Origin of the sequence: Paenibacillus sp. FSL R5-192 (assembly GCF_000517845.1) — a bacterium.
Lineage (GTDB): Bacteria > Bacillota > Bacilli > Paenibacillales > Paenibacillaceae > Paenibacillus > Paenibacillus amylolyticus.
In genome coordinates this window covers 281,296-304,966 of the sequence record NZ_ASPR01000048.1, presented here as the reverse complement: position 1 = coordinate 304,966, position 23,671 = coordinate 281,296, and the positions used below count along the sequence as shown (strand labels likewise).

Here is a 23,671-nt window from a genome sequence, read left to right as displayed (position 1 = left end):
AAGGGAAGCGCTTAGCAGCTTCCCGAATCTGTAACCTGTCCTGGACGAGGCACGTCCGCACGCAAATAGGAAGCGGATGCCGGCGGAAAAATCTCCGGTGCAGGTGCAACTGTCTCCTCTGCAAGCTTCGTTTGTTCCATCTGTTGTGATTCCGGGACCCAGGCGAACACTTCACGGAATACGTCCTGTACCGTATCTACAGGGATAACGCGCAAGCCATCCAGATTCTCAAAAATGGACTGCCAGTTCTCCGCGGGAATAATAACGGTCTTCGCTCCCGCCTGAAAGGCAGCCTCGACCTTGGCCAGCACGCCACCGATAGGTTTAACCCGACCATGAATACTGATCTCGCCAGTCATCGCTGTCTCATGATCCACAGGACGCCTCTGAATGGCTGATGTAATGGCAGTCGCCATGGCGATCCCGGCGGATGGGCCATCAATAGGCGTCCCACCTGGGAAATTCACGTGTAAATCGTAATCATTCGGACGAATACCCATGGCTTTTAATACGGTTAACACATTTTCAACCGAGCCTTTGGCCATACTTTTTCGCCGGAGTGTACGCGAACCGCCTCCAATCTCTTCTTCATCCACAACGCCTGTAATGTTGATTCGGCCTTGATCTTTAAGAGCCGGAACAGCAGACACTTCGATCTCCAAAATGGTTCCCATATTCGGTCCGTATACCGCCAAGCCGTTAACAAAACCCACCTGCGGCTGTGTAGGGACCTTCCGATCAGGCCGTGGCTGAATCTGACTGCTACCCGCCACCCACTCCACATCAGATGCCTGAAGCGTCTCACGCTTCTCTGTCAGCGCAAGTCCAGCAGCCAGCTGGATGATATTGACCGCTTCACGTCCATTGGTTGCATATCGCTTGACCACATCAACGGCATCCGGACATGGACTGAACCCTATTTTCTGAACAGCATCCTCTGCAATTCGCCCAATCTCCTCAGGCAACAGAGGACGGAAATAAACTTCCATACAGCGGGAACGCAGAGCTGGTGGCAGTTCATGAGGCGAACGTGTCGTTGCTCCAACAAGGCGGAAATCGGCCGGCAGGCCATTTTGAAAAATATCGTGGATATAAGCAGGAGTATGCGTGTCTTCCGAGTTATAGTACGCACTCTCCAAAAACACCTTGCGATCCTCCAACACTTTCAACAGCTTATTCATCTGAATCGAATGTAATTCACCAATCTCATCAATAAAAAGCATTCCCCCATGCGCTTTCGTGACAGCGCCCGGTTTCGGTTGGGGAATACCTGCAACGCCCATGGCTCCTGCTCCCTGATATATCGGATCGTGGACCGAACCAATTAAGGGGTCCGCAATACCACGCTCATCAAAACGGGCTGTTGTTGCATCCAGCTCCGTGAATTTCGCGTCTGGCTTGAAAGGCGATGTTGGATTCTTCTTAGCCTCTTCCAAAACGACCCTTGCGGCAGCTGTCTTCCCGACTCCGGGAGGGCCATAAATGATAACATGTTGCGGATTAGCACTGCACAAAGCAGCTTTAAGGGCACGCAGCCCGTCTTTTTGCCCAACAATATCGTTAATGGTAGCTGGACGCGTCTTCTCCGACAACGGCTTGGTGAGTGAGATCGAACGCAGCTTGCGCAGCTTCTCCAGTTCCTTGCGAGATTCACGCTCAACGGCACTGCGGTTTGTTTTCTGGCCACGCAGCAGGTTCCAGAAATACAAACCAATCACCACTCCAAAAAATAACTGAATCAACATGATGACCATACCAAATTCCATGTCTTCACATCCTCCTATTTTGTCGCTATTCTCATATGAGATCATGCTAATACTTGGTAGTATAGCCTTTTCAACGCGACGTAAACGGGCGATGCGGAATTTGTATGCGAGAAAATAAAAAGCCCGCCATCGCTGGCGAGCTTTTGCTGTAACAAGATATGAATCAATCAGTGCGAACGACCAGGAATAACACCTGTCTCTTCGTAGGCTTCAACGATTTTGTCGATCTCTTTTTTTAATTCCTCAACCATGATTTCTTCAGGCACTTTACGAATCATCTTACCATGACGGAACAAGAGACCTTCTCCACGAGCACCGGCAATTCCGATATCCGCTTCTTTGGCCTCACCTGGACCATTAACCGCACAACCCAACACCGATACTTTAATCGGCACCTTCAGTTTGGAGATATACTCTTCCACTTCGTTGGCAATGGAGAACAGGTCGATATCCAAACGTCCACACGTTGGGCAGGAGATCAATGTGGCTGCATTTGTAATCAGTCCAAATGTTTTGAGCAGATCACGAGCGACCTTAATTTCTTCTACCGGGTCCGCACTCAGTGAGATCCGCATCGTTGAACCAATACCCATGGACAATAGAGCTCCCATACCTGCGGAGCTTTTGATTGTACCGGAGAACAGTGTACCTGCTTCGGTAATCCCGAGATGCAACGGATACGGAATGATTTGAGCTGCTTTGGTATACGCCTCAATTGCCATCGGCACATCCGATGCTTTGAGAGACACGATGATATCATGGAAATCAAGCTCTTCCAAAATACCAATGTGATACAATGCACTTTCTACCATAGCATCTGCCGTAGGATACCCATACTTCTCAAGGAGATGGTTTTCCAAAGAACCCGCATTTACTCCAATCCGAATCGGAATGCCGCGGTCTTTACAAGCCTTAACCACTTCTTCCACTTTTGCACGTTTACCGATGTTACCTGGATTAATCCGAACTTTATCGATGCCGTTCTCAATCGCAAGTAAAGCCAGCTTATAGTTGAAATGAATGTCCGCTACGAGCGGTATATTAATGCGTTTTTTGATTTCCTTGATGGCTGCGGCAGCTTCCTCATTATTCACCGTTACACGTACCACTTGACAGCCCGCTTCTTCCAGTCGCAGAATCTCTGCAACCGTTGCTTCAACGTCTGCCGTTTTGGTTGTACACATACTTTGGATAATGACTTCGTTACTGCCACCGATCGTTACGTTTCCCACTTTCACGGGACGTGTATCCTGTCTTAAATACATGAGTGATTTCTCTCCCCACAACGTCAAAGCTCCACCCTGACAGAGACATGAATTCGCCTTCTGCCAAAGTGGAGAACTGACAAGTCTATATTTCAGAGTTCAACGGGATTCAGGCCTTTATTAGGCGCTCTCTTCCTGCTTATCGTCCTTCGATTGGCTTAGTTCAGGCACGACTCTTTTCTCAACAACTTCCTCGGTAATGACACAGTTCGTAACATCTTCACGTGAAGGCACTTCATACATGATTTCCAGCATGATACCTTCAATGATGGCACGCAATCCACGTGCACCTGTGTTACGTTTAATTGCTTCTTTTGCAATCGCAAGCAATGCAGCTGGTTCAAAGACCAGATTCACATTATCCAGCTCAAGCAGTTTTTGGTACTGTTTGGTAAGCGCGTTTTTTGGTTCGGAAAGAATCCGTACCAGCGTATCTTCATCCAGCGGCTCCAAAGTGGAGATAACTGGCAGACGGCCTACAAATTCCGGAATCAGACCAAATTTCAGCAAATCTTCCGGCAATACCATACCCAGGTATTCACCTGGTTTCAGATCTTTTTGCTCAGAAACGGTATTAAAGCCAATGACTTTTTTACCGATCCGGCGTTTGATCATTTGCTCCAGACCATCAAAGGCACCGCCGCAAATGAACAGGATGTTTGTTGTATCGATCTGAATGAATTCTTGATGAGGGTGTTTACGACCACCTTGTGGTGGTACAGAAGCCACAGTTCCTTCAAGAATTTTCAAGAGAGCCTGTTGCACACCTTCGCCCGATACATCACGAGTAATGGATGGGTTTTCGGATTTACGCGCTACTTTATCAATCTCATCGATATAAATAATGCCACGCTCTGCTTTTTCCACATCATAATCAGCAGCTTGAATCAGTTTGAGCAGGATGTTCTCTACATCCTCACCCACATAACCCGCTTCTGTTAATGACGTAGCATCCGCAATAGCAAAAGGAACATTCAAAATTTTTGCCATCGTTTGCGCAAGCAACGTTTTACCAGAACCTGTTGGCCCTAACAGCAAAATGTTACTCTTTGACAATTCAACGTCTTCAATTTTGCTTTGTGTGTTGATCCGTTTGTAGTGATTATACACCGCAACAGACAATGATTTTTTCGCTTGTTCCTGTCCAATAACATATTGATCCAGAATATTACGAATTTCTTTTGGTTTCGGAATATCTTTCAGGTCCACTTCTTCATCATGACCAAGTTCTTCCTCAACGATTTCGGTGCAAAGTTCGATACATTCATCACAGATGTACACGCCTGGTCCAGCGACCAACTTGCGTACCTGCTCCTGAGATTTACCGCAAAAAGAGCATTTCAACTGCCCTTTCTCATCGTTAAATTTAAACATGAAACCACCCCTTTAGGAATTGATCGGTCTACTGAGCACCTGGTCAATAATGCCGTACGTCTTAGCTTCTTCAGCGCTCATGAAGAAGTCACGGTCGGTATCCCGCTCAATTTTCTCAAGAGGCTGACCCGTACGATCGACGTATATTTGATTCAGTTTCTGACGTGTTTTAATAATCCATTCTGCGTGTATCTTAATATCCGCAGCCTGTCCTTGAATGCCGCCAAGCGGCTGATGAATCATTACTTCGCTATTTGTCAGCGCATATCTCTTGCCAGGTGCACCGGCTGTCAGCAATAACGAGCCCATGCTTGCTGCCATCCCTACGCAAATGGTAGATACATCCGGCTTGATAAATTGCATCGTATCGTATATACCCATCCCTGCGGTGACAGAACCACCAGGTGAGTTAATGTACAAGCTGATATCCTTCTCAGGATCGTCGGCTGCCAAAAACAAAAGCTGTGCTATGACAAGATTGGCTACATCGTCATCAATCGCACTGGTTAGAAAGATAATGCGATCTTTCAGCAAACGTGAATATATATCGTAAGACCGCTCGCCTCGATTGGTTTGTTCTATAACCATTGGCACCAGACTCATGAGACCAACCTCTTTTCTACATGTAATTAGACATAGGCCACCTGTAAAGCAAACCCAAATTCATTCTAACACTTTCCTGTGACAATGTCATTTTTCACAAGAGGGGTGAGACATCAATTTGTTTACTTTTTTAGCCTGATCATATTTAACCATGTTTTCTATGTATGTGCAAATTGAAGCCATCCTATGCCGTCTTGCCATTTTTTATTTGCATGAAGTACATAGGTATGTAAAAAGTGTACGCGGATCAATAAAATTAGTGTTCATCCATATAATTACTTCATTTTCTATAAAATGGATGTCGTAATTTAAAAATAAGGCACGCAATAATTCACGTGCCTTATCGTTTATTCAACTGACAAGTTGATAACAGCTTGTCTTATTTTTCGTCAGCTTCTGCAACAACTTCTTCAGCTGGAGCTTCAACCGGTTCAACAACTGTGCTGTTCTCAAGGAGAACGTCAATCGTTTTACGCAGTTTAACTTCATCGCGAAGGCTGTCCAAGGAACCATTACCTTCGAGGATGCCACGGATCTCATCAGCAGGACGCTTGTAAGATTCAGCCATTTTCTCGAGTTCTTGATTCACTTCTTCATCAGATACTTCAATGTTTTCCGCTTTACCTACAGCTTCAAGCACCAGGTTGTTGCGAACACGTTTGGAAGCATCTTCTTGCATTTGCCCTCTCAGGTCAGCTTGAGTCTGGCCAGAGAAGCTCAGGAACATTTCAAGGTTCATACCTTGGTTACGCAGACGGTTGTCGAAATCACGCATCATGTTTTGTACTTCGCTCTCAACCATTGCAGCAGGAATGTCCACTTCAGCGTTTTCAGCCACTTTTTCTACAACTGCATTTTCTTGTGCAGCTTTGGCTTCGTCAGCTTTGCGGGATTCCAATTGTGTTTTCAGGTCAGCTTTGTACTCTTCAAGTGTGTCGAATTCGCTAACATCTTTAGCAAACTCATCATCCAATGCAGGAAGTTGTTTGCGTTTGATTTCGTGAATTTTCACTTTGAATACCGCTTGTTTGCCAGCAAGTTCTGCTGCATGGTAGCTCTCTGGGAAAGTCACTTCTACGTCTTTGAAGTCACCTGTGGACAGACCCACAACTTGTTCTTCAAATCCAGGAATGAATGTGTTGGAACCCAGTTCCAGGGAATAACGCTCAGCTTGTCCACCTTCGAAAGGTACACCATCAACGGAACCGTCGAAGTCGATTACTGCAACGTCGCCGTTAGCAGCGGAACCTTCGTCAATTACAACGAGTTCAGCGTGACGTTGTTGAAGACGCTCAAGTTCTTCAGTCACTTCTGCGTCAGTTACTTCGCCTTTTGCTACAGCAACTTCGATTCCTTTGTACTCACCAAGAGTAACTTCAGGTTTCACAGTTACTTTTGCTTTGAACTTGAATGTTTGTCCTTTAGCAAATTGTTCAACATCTACGTCAGGACGATCAACCGGGAAGATATCCGTTTGGTCGATTGCTTCTGTATAAGCTTCAGGAAGCAAAATGTCGATTGCTTCTTGATAAAGGCTCTCTACACCAAAACGTGCTTCGAAAATGGAACGTGGTACTTTACCTTTACGGAATCCAGGTACGTTTGCTTGTTTAACCACTTTATTAAAAGCTTTGTCGAGTGCTGCAGTTACACGATCTGCATCCACTTCAACCTCAAGAACCCCAAGGTTCTTCTCTATCTTTTCCCAAGTTGCTTTCATTGTATACTTTCCCCTCCAAAATTCACATGTTCACGTAGGCAATCACGTACAAAATAACCATTTTAGTATAAACAAGATTAGATTCTTTTTCAAGGGGAATCCCTTGATACAGTTTAAGGAAAACGTTTCCGGCCTCGATTAACCATCCAAACCGGCAGATACAAACTGTTTCATGGAACGATAAGCCTGTTCCAGTCGAAAGCGCATCGCGCCTGTCACAGCATACATTGAGCGGGTATTTTCCTCATCATGCGAACCACCCAGACTGTCTGCAACGGTCATATGTAGAGCTGCTGCCCATATATCTGTCATGGAATCATTTTCTTCCAGCATCGATACATAATCACGGGTTCCATACACCGCCATGACATATTGTATCCACAGTTCCTGGGCAAAATAAAAGAGCGTAGGTTCATGAACCTCCGTCTGATCTGCCACTCGTTCCAGAATCTGAACGATTTGGAGCGGGAATTCCTCTGGTCTAAGAGGCACGGTGTCGATCTCGACTTCAACCTGCTCTTCGCCTCTCGTAAACAGGATCATACCTTGAACACCTCGTCGACGCAAGGTTTGCAACACCCGAAATTGAAGCAGAGGGTGAAGCGACTTATCTTTTAACCAACTCGTAAGTGCCTCGTCAATCTTCGGTAGATCAAGATAGGCCAGCTGCTCCAAAGCCAGCATCGTCTGTTCAGACAGCGGCTCCTCCATTACTGTGCGAAGCATCTTATCTGCATAACCATCATCCTGTTCAAGCTTCATTCGGGCATGTTGCCGTGCCATGTCTTCCTCACTAATCTCTTCTTCCTCTTCTCGTTCTTCAAGAACGGCAGGCGAGGTTTCTTCATATTGAGGAAACGCAGCCTGAAGCCATTCGAGCAGAGCCCGCCATTCATCATAATGGCGCTCTTCCTGTCCCTGACATTGCAGCAAAAAGTGAAGCAATTTCATCGCTTCACCATACCGTTCATTTTCAAGCATAACTGTCAATTGAATCTGGTAATAGTCCAGCGTCTTAGGAAACAGCACAATATTGTTGTTATGCTCGGTTTCCGGGGTCGTGGATTCCTTAATGGGAGCACCTCCTCTATATCCTGAATCTCCAGTCGGAATCAACATAAATAGATGTATATATTAAAACGATTGTTGATCTATTTTCTGAGTTCTCCTGATATTCTAACATAACCTTAAATATAATGAAAAAAACGTTACTGCCGCTAAATATCATATACGAAAAATAATTCAAAATAAAACGCTTGATATTCCTGTATGCATATGATAAAATCAATTTTGCTTGAAAAAATTCATGTCTCAGTAGCTCAGCTGGATAGAGCAACGCCCTTCTAAGGCGTCGGTCGGGGGTTCGAATCCCTCCTGGGACGTATAAAAAGAAGCTTCCTTAGGGAAGCTTTTTTTGCGTTCAGGGGATGAGAACCCCAACAGTTCGTCGGAGCATTCGCTTCGTTAGCACCACTTCGCAGTCTCGACTGCAAGGAGTATCCCTCCTGGGACGTATTAAAAGAAGCTTCCTTCGGGAAGTTTTTTTGCGTCTGGGGATGAGAACCCCAATGGTTCGTCGGAGCATTCGCTTCGTTACATGCTCTATGTCGCTGCATTGGAGCGTCCGCATTTGCTCATTCTATAAGCAACACGTTGAAGTATCGATGTTCTAACGAACATAGGACACTTTATTTGCTCCCAATTCAGCATTGTGGAACTCTAACGAATCTTAGAGAGCTTATTTCACCATTCTGGGGTATTAACCCAGTTATTCGCACTTCATAGCCTGCTTAACGTCGCTGAGGTTCGTTAGAATTTGAAAATAGCGATTTTCCCATTATAAGACCTCGTGGATTCGTTAGAGTTCACAGGTTAATCAAGGCACCCATTGTCGATTGGGTGTTTTTTCATTTCATTGCTCAATATTGACATAGAATGTTATGCTTACCCAGTGGGTAATGTAACAATCCATACATATTAACTTCTTAGGAAACAGGAGATTTTATCAATGTCATCTTCAATACAGCAACACTCATCTATCCATACCGAGGAAGAACATTCTTCGACATCAAAAAGATTCGGCCTGTTATTAGCAGGCATTATCGTCATCGCCGCTACCATGAGGTCACCGATCACTGCAACGGGTCCCGTTGTGGAGATGATCCGCTCAGATACAGGTATCGGCCATACAATGGTCGGGCTTCTGACCTCACTTCCTTTGCTCGCCTTTGCAGCAGTCTCTCCTTTTGCACCACGTCTTGCCAAGCGGTTAGGACTCGAATCTGCTCTGCTATTGGCTGTTATGATTGTAACCATTGGGGTGGCATTACGCTTGTTGCCTTCCGTTCTCTCCTTATATGCAGGAACCGCAATTTTGGGGTGCGGCATTGCATTAAGCAACGTGCTTTTGCCAAGTTTGATCAAACGTGATTTCCCATTGCGGGTAGGTATCGTCACCGGATTATACTCTGTATCCATGAATATATTTGGCGCCATCGCCTCAGGTGTGAGTGTGCCCGTAGCAGGAGCCACATCTATGGGTTGGCGCGCTTCGTTAGGCATGTGGGCCTTGTTGTCCATATTGGCGCTCCTCTTATGGCTCCCCCAGATCGCCGCAGGACGTCAGCGAATGTTATTCATAGCCACACAGAGTGAAGGGACACCTGTACGTCTACGGACCTCTTCCCTGGCCTGGTTCATTACTTTATTTATGGGTCTTCAATCTCTAATATTCTATACAACGATTACCTGGCTTCCCGAGATTCTCGCTGAGCAAGGATTCAGCCCCACCTCAGCAGGGTGGATGCTCTCCCTGATGCAGATGGTTAGTGTACCAGCTACCTTTATCGTTCCAATCCTCGCCGGCCGAACGCGAGATCAGCGTGTTCTAACCGCGATAACGTGCTCTTCTTTAATTGTTGGGTATGCTTTATTGTTAAGTGGCATTGCTTCGCTCGTTACCATTGGTGTCACGTTGGCAGGAATAGGCGCTGGAGCTTCATTTGGCATGGTAACGATGTTCTTCGTCCTTCGCACAAAAGATGCCAGACAAGCTGCCAGCCTGTCCGGTATGGCCCAATCCTTCGGATATATGCTGGCCGCAGTTGGACCTCTACTGTTCGGTATGCTTCATGACTGGACAAAAGGATGGACCCTGCCGTTGCTAATACAGGTCATTCTGGCCATCGCTTTGTTAATCGCAGGGATTCAAGCCAGCAAAAATAGGATGATCGGTTAGTCATATAATTCATTTATAAAAAAACAAAACGGCCCCCATCCTGCAAATCAGGATGGAGGCCGTTTATGCATAGAACAATTCCTTCATTAATTGAATCCATTTTAATTAATTTCTATGAGGAATGAACTTACTTCACTTTTACCTTAATCGTGTCTGTGCTGGTAACTCCGGCTGCGTTAATTAACTCTGCCCGATACGTATACGTGCCCGATGCTTTCCCGGACAGTGTAGTCACAGCACTTTGAGCATAAGGTGTAGCCGAACGGAGTTCTTGCGTATCGATCAACTTATCATTTTCATAGAGACGATACTCTGTAGCGTTGGTCCCCCACCACAGGTTCATAGACACCTTATAATGGCCGTCGCCATCCCAGTTATCTTGCGAGAGAACCGCTTTGCCTGGCGTTGCGTTGGTAACCTGAACAGTCAACGTCTGACTACGCGTTGTTCCCTTGTCGTTAGTCAGCTCAGCCACATACGTATATGTGCCGTTGGCTTTGCCCGTGATCTTCGTCTGAGCAAACTGCGCCCAAGGCGCGTTGTAAGTCAACTTCTGCGTATCAACCAAAACCCCGTCCTCATATAACTTGTAGCTAGTTCCGTTCTCGCCCCACCACAGGTTCATTGTAACGATATACGAACCCTCTGGTAGGCCGTTGCCTACCCAGTTATTGTGAGACAATACAGGCGTACCTGGGGCCTTGGTTGCCGGAGTTTCAGGTTCGGTCTCCACGGCTTCCAATTTCAGTGCCGTATTGGCTGTGCCCGAAAGCCCCTGTTGGTCTTTTACGGTAAGTTCAACAGCATACTCGCCTGCTTCAATTCCCTCCAAAGTAAGGCTGAAGGTACCATCAGCTTGTACTTCAAAGACTCCTTCTTTATAAATCGAACCATCCTCTTTTTTCACAACATACGTTGCTTCCAGGGAAGCTGCCGGATCAAACGTGATGTCCCATCCGCTGGCAAGCGCAGGAGCTACACGGAAGTACAAGTCTTCCACGCTACCGTTAAGGACAACAGACTCATCCTCTTTGAACTCCAACGCTTCTGGTGCAGTTACAGCCGGAGCTGTCTTTTTCACCAAAAATGGCGAAGTGTCTTCCTTATAGGTTTTGCCGTCCGTACCAATAGTAGTGATGTCTACCGTATATAAACCATCCGGAATCTCAGTCACTTCATCGGTTGTGTAATCTGCATATGAGCCGTCCCAAGCAAGGTTGTATCTTGCATTGGCATTGAAGTTGAAATAGTTACCAAAGATGGAGCCAATATAACCATCTTGATAATATCCACCTTCCGGATTAAGACCATCATAGATCTCAATCAGGGCAAATGTCATCGGATTATAGAATTCCATCGCTACATTAAGGGTATCCAACGTACCATCAGCCTTCAATGGATAGTGGAATGGATTTTTCTCAGTGCCTTTTACGGTTTCGATATACTTAACTCCACTCAACGTAACGTTGAAATGAGCAACATATGGCACAGTAAAAGTATTGGTTCCATTCGAGAACTCAATGTATCCTTGTGCTTCTGTAGTCGTAGTAACCCCACGCGGAACGGTGATTGTTACTGCAAGTTCTTCCTCACCATTCAATGTAAAGGAATTCTTGTCTACGGCAACGGATACACCAGCGACATTACGAGTTGGATTCACATTTACGGTGTAATCCCCACCACTACCATTCAGCGCTTCAACTTTAATCGTTTTGGTAATCGTCTTTTCATCTGTGCTCAGGAAATTACCGTAGTTGATACTTCCGGTGATATTCTCCTTTTCAACAACAGAGCCACTTTCTGTGTATTGAGTTACATCAAGCACTTTGACAAAAGCAGCAGGATCAATGGTATTTACAGCCTGAATACGGCCAGCACCTTGATCAAATACATCAAACTTGGTTGTATCCAGCACCTTACTATTGTTCATCAGTGTAACTTTGATATCAAATGGTGTCCATTCCGGATGTTTCTCGATCAGCAACGCAATCAAACCCGCTACATGAGGTGTAGCCATACTTGTACCTGATTTACGATCATAAGCTTGTGCGTAATCTGCGTCTGGCTCATCCTTGCCGTAGGCAGGAATCGTAGACAAAATGCTTGTACCTGGTGCAACAATATCCGGTTTGATGTCCAGTGTTACCTTTGCAGGTCCACGTGAACTGGATGAACTCATTTCATCGCCCGGAGTTTGGGAACGTTCAAAATCACTAAAGCTCACTTCAACGGCTTGGCCTGCGTCCAGCTCAACCTTGATCACATCTCCATCTTCCTTGGACATGCTCAGTGTTGGAATGAGTTCAAAGTTATCGCCCAGACTTACACCAATTGGGCCAGGAATGTTGTTATATACAATAACAGCCACGGCCCCGGCCGCTTTAGCATTGGCGATTTTCTCTACAAATGCGAGTTCACCACGCTGTATTAATGCCACTTTACCTGTGAAATCCTTACCTTCAAAATCAGTTGGCTTACCCAGTGCTGCAAATTCCAGCTCATATTTCCCTGTCAAAACAGTTTCAGGGTCTGCCGACAGGCTCCATCCCATCAGATCCAGACGGTAAACCGACTCTGTAATAGCCAGTGGAGCTTCAGTCGGAGCAATTACAGACTCTTCTTCCACAGGAGCAGCTTCAGGAGAAGCTTCAACGGGTGCAGAAGGTGATGCAGATGGAGTATTTTCTTCCGTTGTAGCTTCTTCTACATTCAGATCTTCAGCTTCGTTAGAAACTGTGTCCTCCACAGCCGCTGCACTTTCCTCATCAGCAGTTGCGGGTACATCTTGCTCTGAACCTTCAGGCTCTTCTGTTCCAGGTGCCGTACCCAGTTCAGGAGATTGTTCAACATCTGGCGCCGGTTGTTGTTCAGGTTGTGCCTCTTCGCCTTCCTCACCAATCCAGAAGTGAGTATCGGCTGTAATCAGCTGGCTAGGTCCTGTAGAGTTACCTACCGTAATGGCCATTGCAGACGCACCCGGAGAACCGAGTGTATAACGGTTAGGTCCACTGTTACCACTTGCCACAACCGCTGTCACACCAGACAACATCGCATTGTTCAGGGCAACCGAAGTGATATAACTCGGGTCGTTGGCGGCGTTACCTAACGAGAGATTGATTACGTCCATGCCATCTTGAACAGAACGATCAATTCCGCCGAGTACCCATGAGGTTTGACCACTACCATACGGTCCAAGTACACGGTAAGCATAGATATCTGCTTCAGGAGCCACACCAACAATACCGTAGTCCCCTGCTTCGCGAGCAGCAACGGTACCCGCTACGTGCGTACCGTGAGATGTGTAATAGGGGCTTCCAAGCTCGTTAAGCTCAGGCTCGCCCGATCCTTTCCATTCTTGATATGTTGTTTCATACGGATCATTGTCGTTTCCAACAAAGTCCCATCCGCCTTTGTAAGCTTCCTGCAAATTAGGATGTTCATAGTCAATCCCTGTATCAATGACGCCGACTTTAATGCCATTTCCTTTGTAACCCAGATCCCATACTTCAGGTGCACCAATAAAAGGCGCTGTGTCTTTCATGTACGGGTTCACTTCATCTGTCTCTGGCGCTATTGTAACTTCAAGGTCAGGATATACGCTGACCACGCCAGGTATTTGAAGCAATTGTCCCACCTGGTTTCCTTTAAGCTCAATCGCTACACCATTCAGGGCATATGCATATTCTTCCAATACTTCATGTTTGATTTTCTTCTGAGTGAGGCTATGTACAAATGACTGTTGTTGTTGCTCAACTTGAGTCACAGCCTTTGTTTCCATAGAGGAGGTAAAAGATTTTCCGGAGAGGGTTGATTCACCTTGCGCTACTGCAACAGGTTTATTGGAAAGCTCAACGATCACTCGGGTGTTCTCGCCACCCAGACCTTCCAAGCTTTTATCCAAAAATGGATCTGCGGCAAGTTTTGCTTCCCGTCCTGCAAGAATCTCTCTCCATTGTTTGGCTTCGGCTGTACTGGGTAAGTTGTCAAGCTGAATAACTGAATCTGCGGGAGCGGCTCCAGCCGCGGGGAGAATAATGGAAAAGACCATCAGAACACTTAATAACGTGGATATCAATCGTTTACTCAAGGCTTTGCCCCTCCTTTTAAATGTGAATACGTCACCAAATGATGGGTTCCTGCTGTTTGTGCGTACTGCAATACACATTCCAATTTCACCGCCTATCTGCAAGAAGATTGACCCTTGGTAAATTATTCTATCAAAATACCACATTTTCCTTCTAAATACTTACAAATATGATATAGAAATTACTTATATGGGTCTTGAGTATGATATAATTATCCATTTGTAATTATTTGTCGTTTGAATATTTCATTTTTAAAATAATGCATCAAAAAAAAGACCAAGATCCTCTTTATCCGAAAGAGATTCCTGGTATATAGGGGAAGCGTGGTTAGTGTACAAAGGATCGTAATAGTTCGTCTAACATCGATAAAAATTGCTACATATCGCGAAATTTCACTTTATTCTGGCTTCACGGCTTCAATACGCAGGCGCTTGTAATCGGCATACATCGTATCTTCCTTCCAAAGGTGAGGCATCACGATTTGACTGGTTTCATGGCATATTTGTTGTATCTCTTCATGACTGAGACTCTCAAAATAGTCGCCTCCAAAATGAGCCAACCAGCCTACTATACCCTGCTCACCATCTGCTAGTCTCGTAGGACGGTCGTAGTGATAGGCCTGTCGCACCACAAATCCACGTTGCTCTAAAATATGGCTATATTCTCCGATCGAAGGAAAGTACCAAGGGTTGCGTTCCGATGCACGAATGCCCGTGTTTCGCTCCATAACCTGCTCTAATGCATTCACAATGGTCTGCACGTTCCCTTTACCACCGAACTCTGCGACAAAACGCCCTCCGGGCTTCAAAGATTTCCATATACTATCCACCACTAATCGCGGGCTTCGCATCCAGTGCAGGGCTGCATTGGAGAAGACGGCATCATACAGTCTATTCATCTCAAACTGATGACCGTCTCCTTCCACGAACTCAAGTTCAGGGAATTTCTTCCTCGCACGGCGAATCATGTCCGTCGATGCATCCATACCAATAACTTCAGCTTCGGCCAGAGAAATTTCATGCGTCAAATCCCCCGTCCCGCAACCCAGATCAAGAATGTATTCCCCTTTTTGGGGTTGAAGCCAAGAGATCAGATTTTTGCCGTATCCGGACACAAAAGCCAGTTTGTTGTCATACTCATCTGCTTGCCATTGATTTAATGATTTCATGGATACCACCGTCGCTTTCGTTATTGATATCCTCATTGTGGCACAGAATTGTTTATTATTTAAATATAAAAATTCTATATTGTTTATAGGTATAACCAATAAAAGCGCTAACGAAGCGGATGCTCCGACGAACCATTGGAGGGTTCTCTTCCCTTGAACGAAAAAGAAGAAGCTTCCCGAAGGAAGCTTCTTCTTTTTTTACGTCCCAGGAGGGATTCGAACCCCCGACCGACGCCTTAGAAGGGCGTTGCTCTATCCAGCTGAGCTACTGAGACAAATATGTATAATAAATTTTCGGCGCGGTTCTTATTATACTCTGATTTCTATATTTTTCAATAGTTTTATAAAAAAATTAATAATTATACTTAAATGCGGGTTCAAAAACTCCGGTTTTCAGTACCGAGAAGATGGAATGAAGCTAGAAATGGAGTAGCGGAGCGTAGACAAACTACGTGAGCAACTACATTGTTTCCAAAGGAAACAACCTTCGTAAGCATCCGCTTATTTCGGCTGAATTCCATATTCGATGTTGATGATGCCACTAGGCATCATTCGTAATCAAAGGCGATAAATGTACTTTTCGGTGTTATTCTCATACTCCAGCCCCTTTGAGAATATGATAGCTTGAACCAGGTTATATTGAGGAGATTGGGACATTTAGAGTAAGATTAACATCAGACATTTTCAATGTCAGAATTGCTGGGTAATCTTTTGCATACATATATTTCAATGATCCATTGAAGGAGAGAATCGTCATGAGACAGCTTTTATCAGCCCTATCCTATTTCAGTATTTTCTTTGCCCCGTTCCTGTTTCCGATCATTATATGGATTGTTGCCAAGGATGATTACATTGAGGGACATGCAAAACGCGCCTTATTCTCACATGTATTCCCCTTTCTCGCTGCCATTCCGTTATTTTATTTCTTCGTGACTGCGCATAGTCTGGGTTCCGCCGTTGGGTTTGTCATTCTATTCTTTGTGATTTACGGATTAAGCTTTGTGTACAATGTGGTTAAAGGGATTCAAGTGCTGCGCGAGTATGCTTGATCACATCTCCACCTGATCTGACCATCGCATAACAAAACCCGCCGTTCAACAACGGCGGGTTTTTCCAGTTACAGATACAGTCAGAGCAACCAGCAACAGGTCACATCTACATATAGCTCAACATCGAACTCTATCCCACTATCGCCACATGTGTTGCTGGAGCGTTACCTGTTAAGCCTGCCCGATCAGATAACGCTGAAGTGTTGGACCAAGCAAACCAAAGGAAAACAACTCACTTTGAAACCGAGCTTTATCTTCTTCTACTGTCATACCTTCGCTGTTCTCAAATGCGGTATCTGTCGCCTCTTCAAACGCAGTATGCATATTATTGTTATACCAGTCGATCGCCGAATCGGAGTGATTGCGTACAATCCGAACAACTTCCAGCGAATTTCCGGGCTGTGTTGAAGCCACGTATACAAGTAACGATGGATCTCCGGCATTTCCAGGCTGCACTTCAACCTCTGCACAAGACAATCCATCCACCTCGGTTAATCTGCGTATTTTGGCATCTTGAATGGCATACATTCGTCATCGCGCTCCTTTTCCTTTGTGCTTATCATGTACTTTGTTCAATCTGGTATCGTGTCTCTGGTGTGCCCAATCGGTAAATCTCTCGATACACCTGTTGTAATACCGTTTCATAAGCTCGGTTTACGGACTCCTCCGGTGTATCTGGCCATGGGAATACCATGCCAGGAAAGGCCTCTTCCTCCTTTTCCTGCATGAGGCTCAGCAGTCCCAGTAATTGCTCCGCTTCCTGCGGCGTTGCCTGAATGATCCATTCATATGATGTTACCGACGGATCCGGAATAACGGAGCGGCCCATGACAGACACATAATACTTCATACTGTCCATTGCATGTTCTCTCCTTCACAGGCATGTTGAGGCCGTTGTCCCTAGAACTAGTTTCCGAAGAGGACAGACATTTTATGCCTGCTTTCGGCATATATTTGTTACGACCTCTGACGAAAAGACAACATTTGCTGGTTGCCAGTAACTAAGCAGCCATACGGATGAATGACTCGACCAAGAAAGGATGAACAAACCATGTGCGGTATTACCGGCTTCATACAGTGGAATCGGGATTTGACCCAGGAATCAGAGCTGCTGGTCCGTATGACGGATAGCTTGTCGAACCGGGGGCCCGACGCTTCAGGTACATGGATATCCAATCCTTGTGCCTTTGGACATCGGCGTCTTAGTGTAATGGACCCCGAGAACGGCGCACAGCCCATGCATGCGTTACAGGGAGATACCTCCTATACCGTCGTGTATAACGGAGAACTATACAATGCACCCGAGTTGAAAAAGGAATTGCTCCAGCGGGGGCATCAGTTCCGCACGCAATGTGATACGGAAGTGTTGCTCGCCTCTTATATTGAGTGGGGACCGGCATGTGTTGACCGGTTTAACGGTATTTTTGCTTTTGCCATATGGGATGGGGGACGCGAACAGGTTTTTATCGCAAGAGATCGCCTTGGCGTGAAACCTCTGTTCTACAGTAATAACAAAGACACTCTCGTATTTGGTTCAGAGCCCAAAGCTCTGCTTATTCACCCTGATGTGGAAGCCGCTGTTGGCCCGGAAGGATTGGCCGAAGTGTTTATCGTAGGGCCTGCACGGACACCAGGACACGGCGTATACTCTTCACTAAGCGAACTCAAGCCTGCGCACGCGCTGATCTATAACCGAAACGGTATCCGAACCTATGCCTACTGGAAACTGGAAAGCCAGAACCACGAACATAACCTGGAAGAGACGGCAGCAGAGGTACGCTCTCTCTTGCAAGATACACTGGAGCGCCAGTTGGCTTCGGATGTTCCAGTATGCTCTCTTTTATCAGGAGGACTGGACTCCAGCGCCTTGTCTGCATTAGCCGTTGATTATTACAAGCGAACCGGGCAAGGCCAAATCAGTACGTATTCTGTCGATTATGTGGATAACGCCAAGCATTTCCAGGCGCATTCCTTTCAGCCGGGTGCAGATGGACCCTGGATTAAGCGAATGGTGGATGAACTCAAGACCGACCATCACTGGATTGAGATTGAGAACGGAGAACTGATTCATGCACTGACACAGGCCATGTTAGTCAGGGATCTGCCAGGTATGGCAGATGTAGACTCCTCGCTCTATTTGTTCTGTAAAGAAATCAAAAAAGGGGCCACCGTTGCCATTTCAGGCGAAGCAGCGGATGAAGTGTTTGGCGGTTACCCCTGGTTCCATCGAGAAGATATGCTGAACTCCGGTACGTTTCCGTGGTCTGTAGCACCTGATATGCGAGCAGCGTTGTTATCCCCGGATATTCGGGAATGGATTCGGCCACTCGATTATTTGGCAGACCGCTATTCGGATGCAGTGGCTGAAGTGCCTCTGTTGGATGGGGAAACAGGTAAAGCTGCACAAATGCGGGTGATGTCCTACCTGAATATTACACGTTTCATGCCTACACTTCTGGATCGCAAAGACCGGATGAGCATGGGGGCAGGACTGGAAGTGCGGGTACCTTACTGTGACCATCGTCTGATCCAGTATGTGTTTAACATCCCTTGGGAAATGAAAATAACGGGCGGACGGGAAAAAGGTATTCTGCGTAAAGCACTCGAAGGTGTCCTGCCTGACGATGTGTTATATCGCAAAAAGAGTCCGTATCCGAAAACACATAATCCGCAATATCTGGCCGCGGTCAAACAGCAGGTACTTGATATCCTGGATGATCCCACTTCGCCGATTTTGCCTTTGATCGACAAAACTCAGATCCGCAATCTTGCGTCTTCACCAGATGCAGCTTCCAATCTTCCCTGGTTCGGACAGTTAATGTCTGGGCCACAGTTATTTGCATATCTGACTCAGATCAATACCTGGTTGCGGACATATAAAGTCGCTATTCGTTAAGATCATGTTATGCATTGATTCAACATGATGAATTATTTAAGGGTGCCCAAACAGTAACTACTGTGTTTGGACACCCTTTTATTACTTTTTTATAAAAATCTCTGTACGGATGCGCTCGTTCTTCATCCACATTCCACTCAGTTCAATTTATTGCACTTTGAAACGACTGACGGTCTGTTGCAACTGTTCTGCCATCAAGGAGAGATCATTGGCTGCGGAAGCAATCTCCTGCATCGCAGACAACTGCTCCTCAGAAGATGCACTCACTTCTTCTGTTCCGGCGGCCCCCGTTTCGGTCACTTCCATGATTGTTTTCATAGACCTATTAATCTGTTCTACCCCTGTTGACATTTGCTCAATTGAAGCAGAGACTTCCTGTGTTTGCCCCGCTACGCCCCCAACCGCCTCACGAATTTCATCAAATGTGGCTCCCGCCTGGTGAACAAGTGTAATCCCCTCTTGAACCTCTGCGGATACAACCACCATAGATTCAGCAGCATTTCGCATTCCCTTCTCAATCGATGCCACCAATGGAACAATTTGATTAGCAGAAAGCGCAGACTGCTCAGACAGCTTCCGAACCTCTGTAGCAACAACCTGAAACCCTCTTCCCTGTTCGCCAGCTCGTGCAGCCTCAATAGCAGCATTAAGGGATAGGAGATTCGTCTGTGCTGATATTTCCGAGATGCTGTCCACCATTTTCACAATATCCTGAGAGTGTCTGCTCAGTTCCTGGATCACGACCGACAGATTCGACACCGTCCCTTGTATAGAATTCATTTGACCTATCGCAGACTGAACTGACTCGCTACCCGATATTGTTTTTACGGAGACTTTGGTAGCTTCTTCAGACATATGGAGTGTGTTCTCCGTAACTTGTTGAAAGCCTGTCGTTAACTCATTCATCGTCTGGAATCCATCACTCGCCATTCGAACCTGTGTATCCATACCTGTTGCAATCTCACCCATTGTGATGGCCACTTGCTCTGTGGCGGTTGCTGTCTGTTCGGTGCTTGCCGTCAACTCCTCTGAAGAGGCAGCTACCCGTTCTGCACTGTCTCCTACCTGATGAATGAGTGTACGCAAATTTGCAGACATGATGTTAAAGGCTTGGGCGAGATCACCAATCTCATCCTTGTTACGGACCACAATAGGCTCACCAGTCAGATCTCCGTCTGCAATCCGGCTCGCGGATTGGGCAATAGCAGCAACAGGCAAGGATATCATTCTGCCAATGACATACGCCACAAGTGCCCCGATTAGAAGAGAAGCCACTCCAATAATTGCAATCCACCTAAGGACCTGCACAATCTGAAGATTAGCCTCCACAACGCCTGAGTTCATGGCATCTTGTTGATGCGTTTCCATTCCTTCCACAATGCCTTCAAATTCAGAGATCAGACTTGGGGCTGTATCCTTCAGTAATCTTGAGATTTCACTGTTATTCCCCTGTCTTGTCAATGTCATAATCTGCTGCGCAAGTTCATAATATTGGCTCATCGCTTCATCCGATCGTGAAAGGTAATCTTTCATCTTTGAACTTGAAACTGATGATTTTAAATCTTCATTTAATGCTATGTAATCTTCATAAGCTTTATTAAATGCCTGTTCGTTCTCCGCACTGTCTTCCAGAATATAATTTCTCAAAGCAATCTGCTGTGATTTAAGATCAATCGACATATTTTTAATGAGTAATAGTTTGCTTGTTCTATCATTAATTAATTCTGTATACGTTTTCTCAACGGCTATAAACTGCGTATATGTTATAACCGTTATAGCCACCAATAATAACAGCACAGATGAGAAACCCATAAGTAATTTACGGCTAATTGAGATTTTTTTCATGTGTACTCCCCCGAAAGTTCAGATAACGTGCATGATGCTTCCTACCTCCACCCTCCTTTCAATTAAATTGAGACTTTAGACCCAATTAAAAATATAATTCGCGATTATATGTACAAATACTATTCGTAACAGGGTCTTTTTTCCTATTCATACTAACCCATAAAATATAAAATTTGAATCATAAACTTAAAAATATTATTTTTTCAAAATTGTCAAGGCCCTTTTAATAAAGAACACAAACACTAACTCTAGTCCGTTAAAACAAAAAAACACCTTCCAGAAGGCAAGTCCAAACCAAAGGTCTGATCCTGCCTATACTAAAAGATGCGTTTGAAGTTACGCTGATATGTGGTTTAGAAACGGATAAACCTATTCCAGCTCCCCAGTGGAATAGCTAAATATAAAATGCCGGTCAACGAATCAATACCGGATTACGTTCAAGCAGCCCGCTGCCAAACGTTTCCCTGAACGGGGAATCCTCCATATGGATATAACCGATGTAACAGCCACATTTTTTCATGCGACAGGGCCGATCCTCAGACAAAGCCTGCAAACCATCGCGATATAGATGTCCAATGATTCGTCGATCCTTGTAACATCTCTTCACATGCCCGGACCCCTGTATATAAAATACTTCCGAACCGGCAGCACATCGTTTGCCCAAGCTCTCATAATCCTGCAGATTACCTTCAAAAAGCGGATCAAGCCCACGTAAAAACTGAATCTCTTCCGGCGTGTAATACTTGGGCCGATCTTTGAAGGCATTAACCCACATATACACATCATCCGGCAAAGCCTGTCTCATGGACTCAATTGCGGGGAAAGCACTACGGAGTCCGACAGTACCGACACTAAAAGCAAGTCCCATCTGACGCAAGATCAGACATTGTTTAACAAAAGAAGCCTCTTTTGTCTCACGAGGATGATACGTCGCCCAAAAGGCCGCTTTATTCGCATCCAACTCCCTCGTCCAATCCAGTTTGACGGACAGGTTGGTTTGAATTGCAACCTTATCCACATGTGGCATATGTGACAGCTCAACCATCGCTTCCCGGTACCACCGACGCACCAAAGCTTCACCATAGGGATTGAAGAAAATCGAAAATTGATGCCCAGCACTCTCTTGCTCCCTGACCCAATTCACAAATTGACGCAATTGTTGTTCATCCACTTCCAACGTCTCTTTGGAATCCACGGTTTTGCTAAAAGGGCAGTATGGACAGTCGTAATTACAGGAAGACAACTTCCCCCGATAATACAAAGTCGCTCTCATGAGAAAACAAACCCTTCCATCTGTTCACGAATTTCGGCAGATATAAGCCAATCTCCAATCGCATCGGAGTAACCCAGTCCTTCTTCTGTCAGACGCAGCACCTGCTTGTCCTCATCACTCTCCAACTCCGCCATGCCCTCTGTCAACAGTTCAGCCAACCAGACATAGTCGGACATCACATCGGTACCAAAGCGTTGTTGGTAGTCAGACAACGTCAATCCCTCCCGATGCAGCAAGGCTTTCAGAATAAAGCGACGTCTCTGTTCCTCACGGCTTAACACGATGCCATAATCCGCCACATCGTAGCGCTCGGTTGCCACATAATCGGCAATGATGCTCTGTGTGGCCTTGTAACTCACGCCATACTTGGAAGCATAGTGTACTTCACTCGTATAAGAGCGTGCGCCACACCCCAGACCAACCATGCCTTCCTCCTGACAGCTGTATGGCAGAAGTGCTTTCGAGGACGACTGTTCTTTGGCAAATCTGCGCATGGAATATTGCACATAACCTTTACTTTTTAAAGTCTCACGTGCAGCTTTATACAGTTCCATCCGAATATCAGGTCCCTGACGTCGAATATCATCAGGTTTCACGATTGTATTTTCCCGTGTATACAAGGGATAGATAAAGATTTCGCCCGGTTCGTAGGCCAGAACTCTTTCCAGTGAATATATCCACGATTCCACCGTTTGACCCGGCAAACCATAGATCAGATCCAGATTTAACAATGGGAAATCATACCGAGTAAGCTTCTCAAGCGCTCGTTCAACTTCCTGCGGTTTTTGTGGACGATAGATGGCAGATGCTTCAGCTTCAATAAAACTCTGGATGCCCATACTGACACGATCCACACTTCGTTCCTTCATGATGGCCAGCTTGGCTTCCGTAACGGTATCCGGCGACGTTTCCACCGAAATCGATGCTTGCGCAGGGTCCAGCCCCATCACATGTTCAGCAATATCAAACAGACGATTCAACTGAACCTCATTTAATAATGTAGGCGTTCCCCCACCAATCGCGAACCGCGAATACGGTCTTCGAGATGTAATAGGTGCCCACTGCTTCGCCTGACGTTCCAGCGCATCTACATAGCGTTCATGCGTATCATCCCGTCGATCCGGCAGTGTGAACAGATTACAGAATCCGCAACGAGCAGCACAAAAGGGAATATGCATATATAAAAAATACGTATCGGTATTTTCTCGTTCCCACAGTGGCCCTAACGGCAGTGGTGGGTCAAGCTCCCGATAGGCTGTCTTGTGTGGGTACGAGTATAAGTAAGAACGATAAGGGAATGCCAGTACTTCACTGAGACTTGTAGCTATATTGGATCCGGACTGTGTGGAATGGCCTGTTGTTGTATGTTGTATATGTTTCTCCATCGGT

16 protein-coding genes and 2 tRNA genes are annotated in these 23,671 nt (G+C 45.8%); 4 read left to right on the top strand and 14 right to left on the bottom strand.

Annotated features, from left to right (window positions below; genetic code table 11):
- Window positions 1-11: 11 nt before the first annotated feature.
- The 6 genes from lonB to C161_RS24995 form a co-directional block, all read right to left on the bottom strand.
- Window positions 12-1,766 carry an ATP-dependent protease LonB gene (lonB, locus tag C161_RS25020; RefSeq protein WP_036605888.1) on the bottom strand — a complete coding sequence of 585 codons (1,755 nt, stop codon included), beginning with the start codon at window positions 1,764-1,766 and terminating at the stop codon, window positions 12-14.
- 167 nt (window positions 1,767-1,933) lie between these two features.
- Window positions 1,934-3,031 carry a flavodoxin-dependent (E)-4-hydroxy-3-methylbut-2-enyl-diphosphate synthase gene (gene ispG, locus C161_RS25015; protein ID WP_017692591.1) on the bottom strand — a complete coding sequence of 366 codons (1,098 nt, stop codon included), beginning with the start codon at window positions 3,029-3,031 and terminating at the stop codon, window positions 1,934-1,936.
- Window positions 3,032-3,151: 120 nt separating this feature from the next.
- Entirely contained in the window at window positions 3,152-4,405 is a 1,254-nt protein-coding gene (gene clpX, locus C161_RS25010; RefSeq protein WP_036605887.1) for an ATP-dependent protease ATP-binding subunit ClpX, read from the bottom strand.
- A 12-nt stretch (window positions 4,406-4,417) separates the two neighbouring features.
- A complete protein-coding gene (gene clpP, locus C161_RS25005) occupies window positions 4,418-5,008 on the bottom strand; it encodes an ATP-dependent Clp endopeptidase proteolytic subunit ClpP (protein WP_036605886.1) in 591 nt (196 codons plus the stop codon).
- Window positions 5,009-5,387: 379 nt separating this feature from the next.
- Window positions 5,388-6,728 (bottom strand): trigger factor, encoded by a 1,341-nt coding sequence (tig, locus tag C161_RS25000; RefSeq protein ID WP_036605885.1) that lies wholly within the window; start codon window positions 6,726-6,728, stop codon window positions 5,388-5,390.
- A 138-nt stretch (window positions 6,729-6,866) separates the two neighbouring features.
- Complete coding sequence (locus C161_RS24995) at window positions 6,867-7,847, bottom strand: hypothetical protein (protein WP_370511445.1); 981 nt, start codon at window positions 7,845-7,847, stop codon at window positions 6,867-6,869.
- 189 nt (window positions 7,848-8,036) lie between these two features.
- On the opposite strand from C161_RS24995, the gene C161_RS24990 reads away from it, so the two are divergent.
- Window positions 8,037-8,110, top strand: a tRNA-Arg gene (locus C161_RS24990).
- Between the two features lie 626 nt (window positions 8,111-8,736).
- A complete protein-coding gene (locus C161_RS24985; protein ID WP_036605884.1) occupies window positions 8,737-9,966 on the top strand; it encodes a CynX/NimT family MFS transporter in 1,230 nt (409 codons plus the stop codon).
- 127 nt (window positions 9,967-10,093) lie between these two features.
- Here the strand turns inward: C161_RS24985 and C161_RS32620 are convergent, their stop codons facing one another.
- From C161_RS32620 to C161_RS24970, 3 genes are all read right to left on the bottom strand, one after another.
- Window positions 10,094-14,053: a S8 family serine peptidase gene (locus C161_RS32620; protein WP_051449931.1), complete on the bottom strand. Its 3,960-nt coding sequence runs from the start codon at window positions 14,051-14,053 to the stop codon at window positions 10,094-10,096.
- 395 nt (window positions 14,054-14,448) lie between these two features.
- Window positions 14,449-15,219, bottom strand: a complete 771-nt coding sequence (locus C161_RS24975) for a class I SAM-dependent methyltransferase (RefSeq protein ID WP_036673524.1) — start codon at window positions 15,217-15,219, stop codon at window positions 14,449-14,451.
- A 201-nt stretch (window positions 15,220-15,420) separates the two neighbouring features.
- Window positions 15,421-15,494: transfer RNA gene (locus C161_RS24970), tRNA-Arg, on the bottom strand.
- 480 nt (window positions 15,495-15,974) lie between these two features.
- On the opposite strand from C161_RS24970, the gene C161_RS24965 reads away from it, so the two are divergent.
- Entirely contained in the window at window positions 15,975-16,268 is a 294-nt protein-coding gene (locus tag C161_RS24965; RefSeq protein WP_017692583.1) for a DUF4870 domain-containing protein, read from the top strand.
- Between the two features lie 171 nt (window positions 16,269-16,439).
- Here C161_RS24965 and C161_RS24960 read toward each other — a convergent pair whose 3' ends face one another.
- Window positions 16,440-16,796, bottom strand: a complete 357-nt coding sequence (locus tag C161_RS24960; protein WP_036605881.1) for a hypothetical protein — start codon at window positions 16,794-16,796, stop codon at window positions 16,440-16,442.
- A gap of 31 nt (window positions 16,797-16,827) precedes the next feature.
- Window positions 16,828-17,127: a hypothetical protein gene (locus tag C161_RS24955; protein ID WP_017692581.1), complete on the bottom strand. Its 300-nt coding sequence runs from the start codon at window positions 17,125-17,127 to the stop codon at window positions 16,828-16,830.
- A gap of 192 nt (window positions 17,128-17,319) precedes the next feature.
- Here C161_RS24955 and asnB point away from each other — a divergent pair, with 192 nt between their 5' ends.
- Complete coding sequence (gene asnB / locus C161_RS24950; RefSeq protein ID WP_036673522.1) at window positions 17,320-19,164, top strand: asparagine synthase (glutamine-hydrolyzing); 1,845 nt, start codon at window positions 17,320-17,322, stop codon at window positions 19,162-19,164.
- Window positions 19,165-19,311: 147 nt separating this feature from the next.
- Here asnB and C161_RS24945 read toward each other — a convergent pair whose 3' ends face one another.
- From C161_RS24945 to C161_RS24935, 3 genes are all read right to left on the bottom strand, one after another.
- Window positions 19,312-21,009, bottom strand: a complete 1,698-nt coding sequence (locus C161_RS24945; protein ID WP_036673520.1) for a methyl-accepting chemotaxis protein — start codon at window positions 21,007-21,009, stop codon at window positions 19,312-19,314.
- A gap of 412 nt (window positions 21,010-21,421) precedes the next feature.
- Window positions 21,422-22,282 (bottom strand): STM4011 family radical SAM protein, encoded by an 861-nt coding sequence (locus C161_RS24940; protein WP_036673519.1) that lies wholly within the window; start codon window positions 22,280-22,282, stop codon window positions 21,422-21,424.
- Entirely contained in the window at window positions 22,279-23,667 is a 1,389-nt protein-coding gene (locus tag C161_RS24935; protein WP_036673517.1) for an STM4012 family radical SAM protein, read from the bottom strand. Before C161_RS24935 ends, C161_RS24940 begins: the two co-directional genes overlap by 4 nt.
- Window positions 23,668-23,671 lie beyond the last annotated feature (4 nt).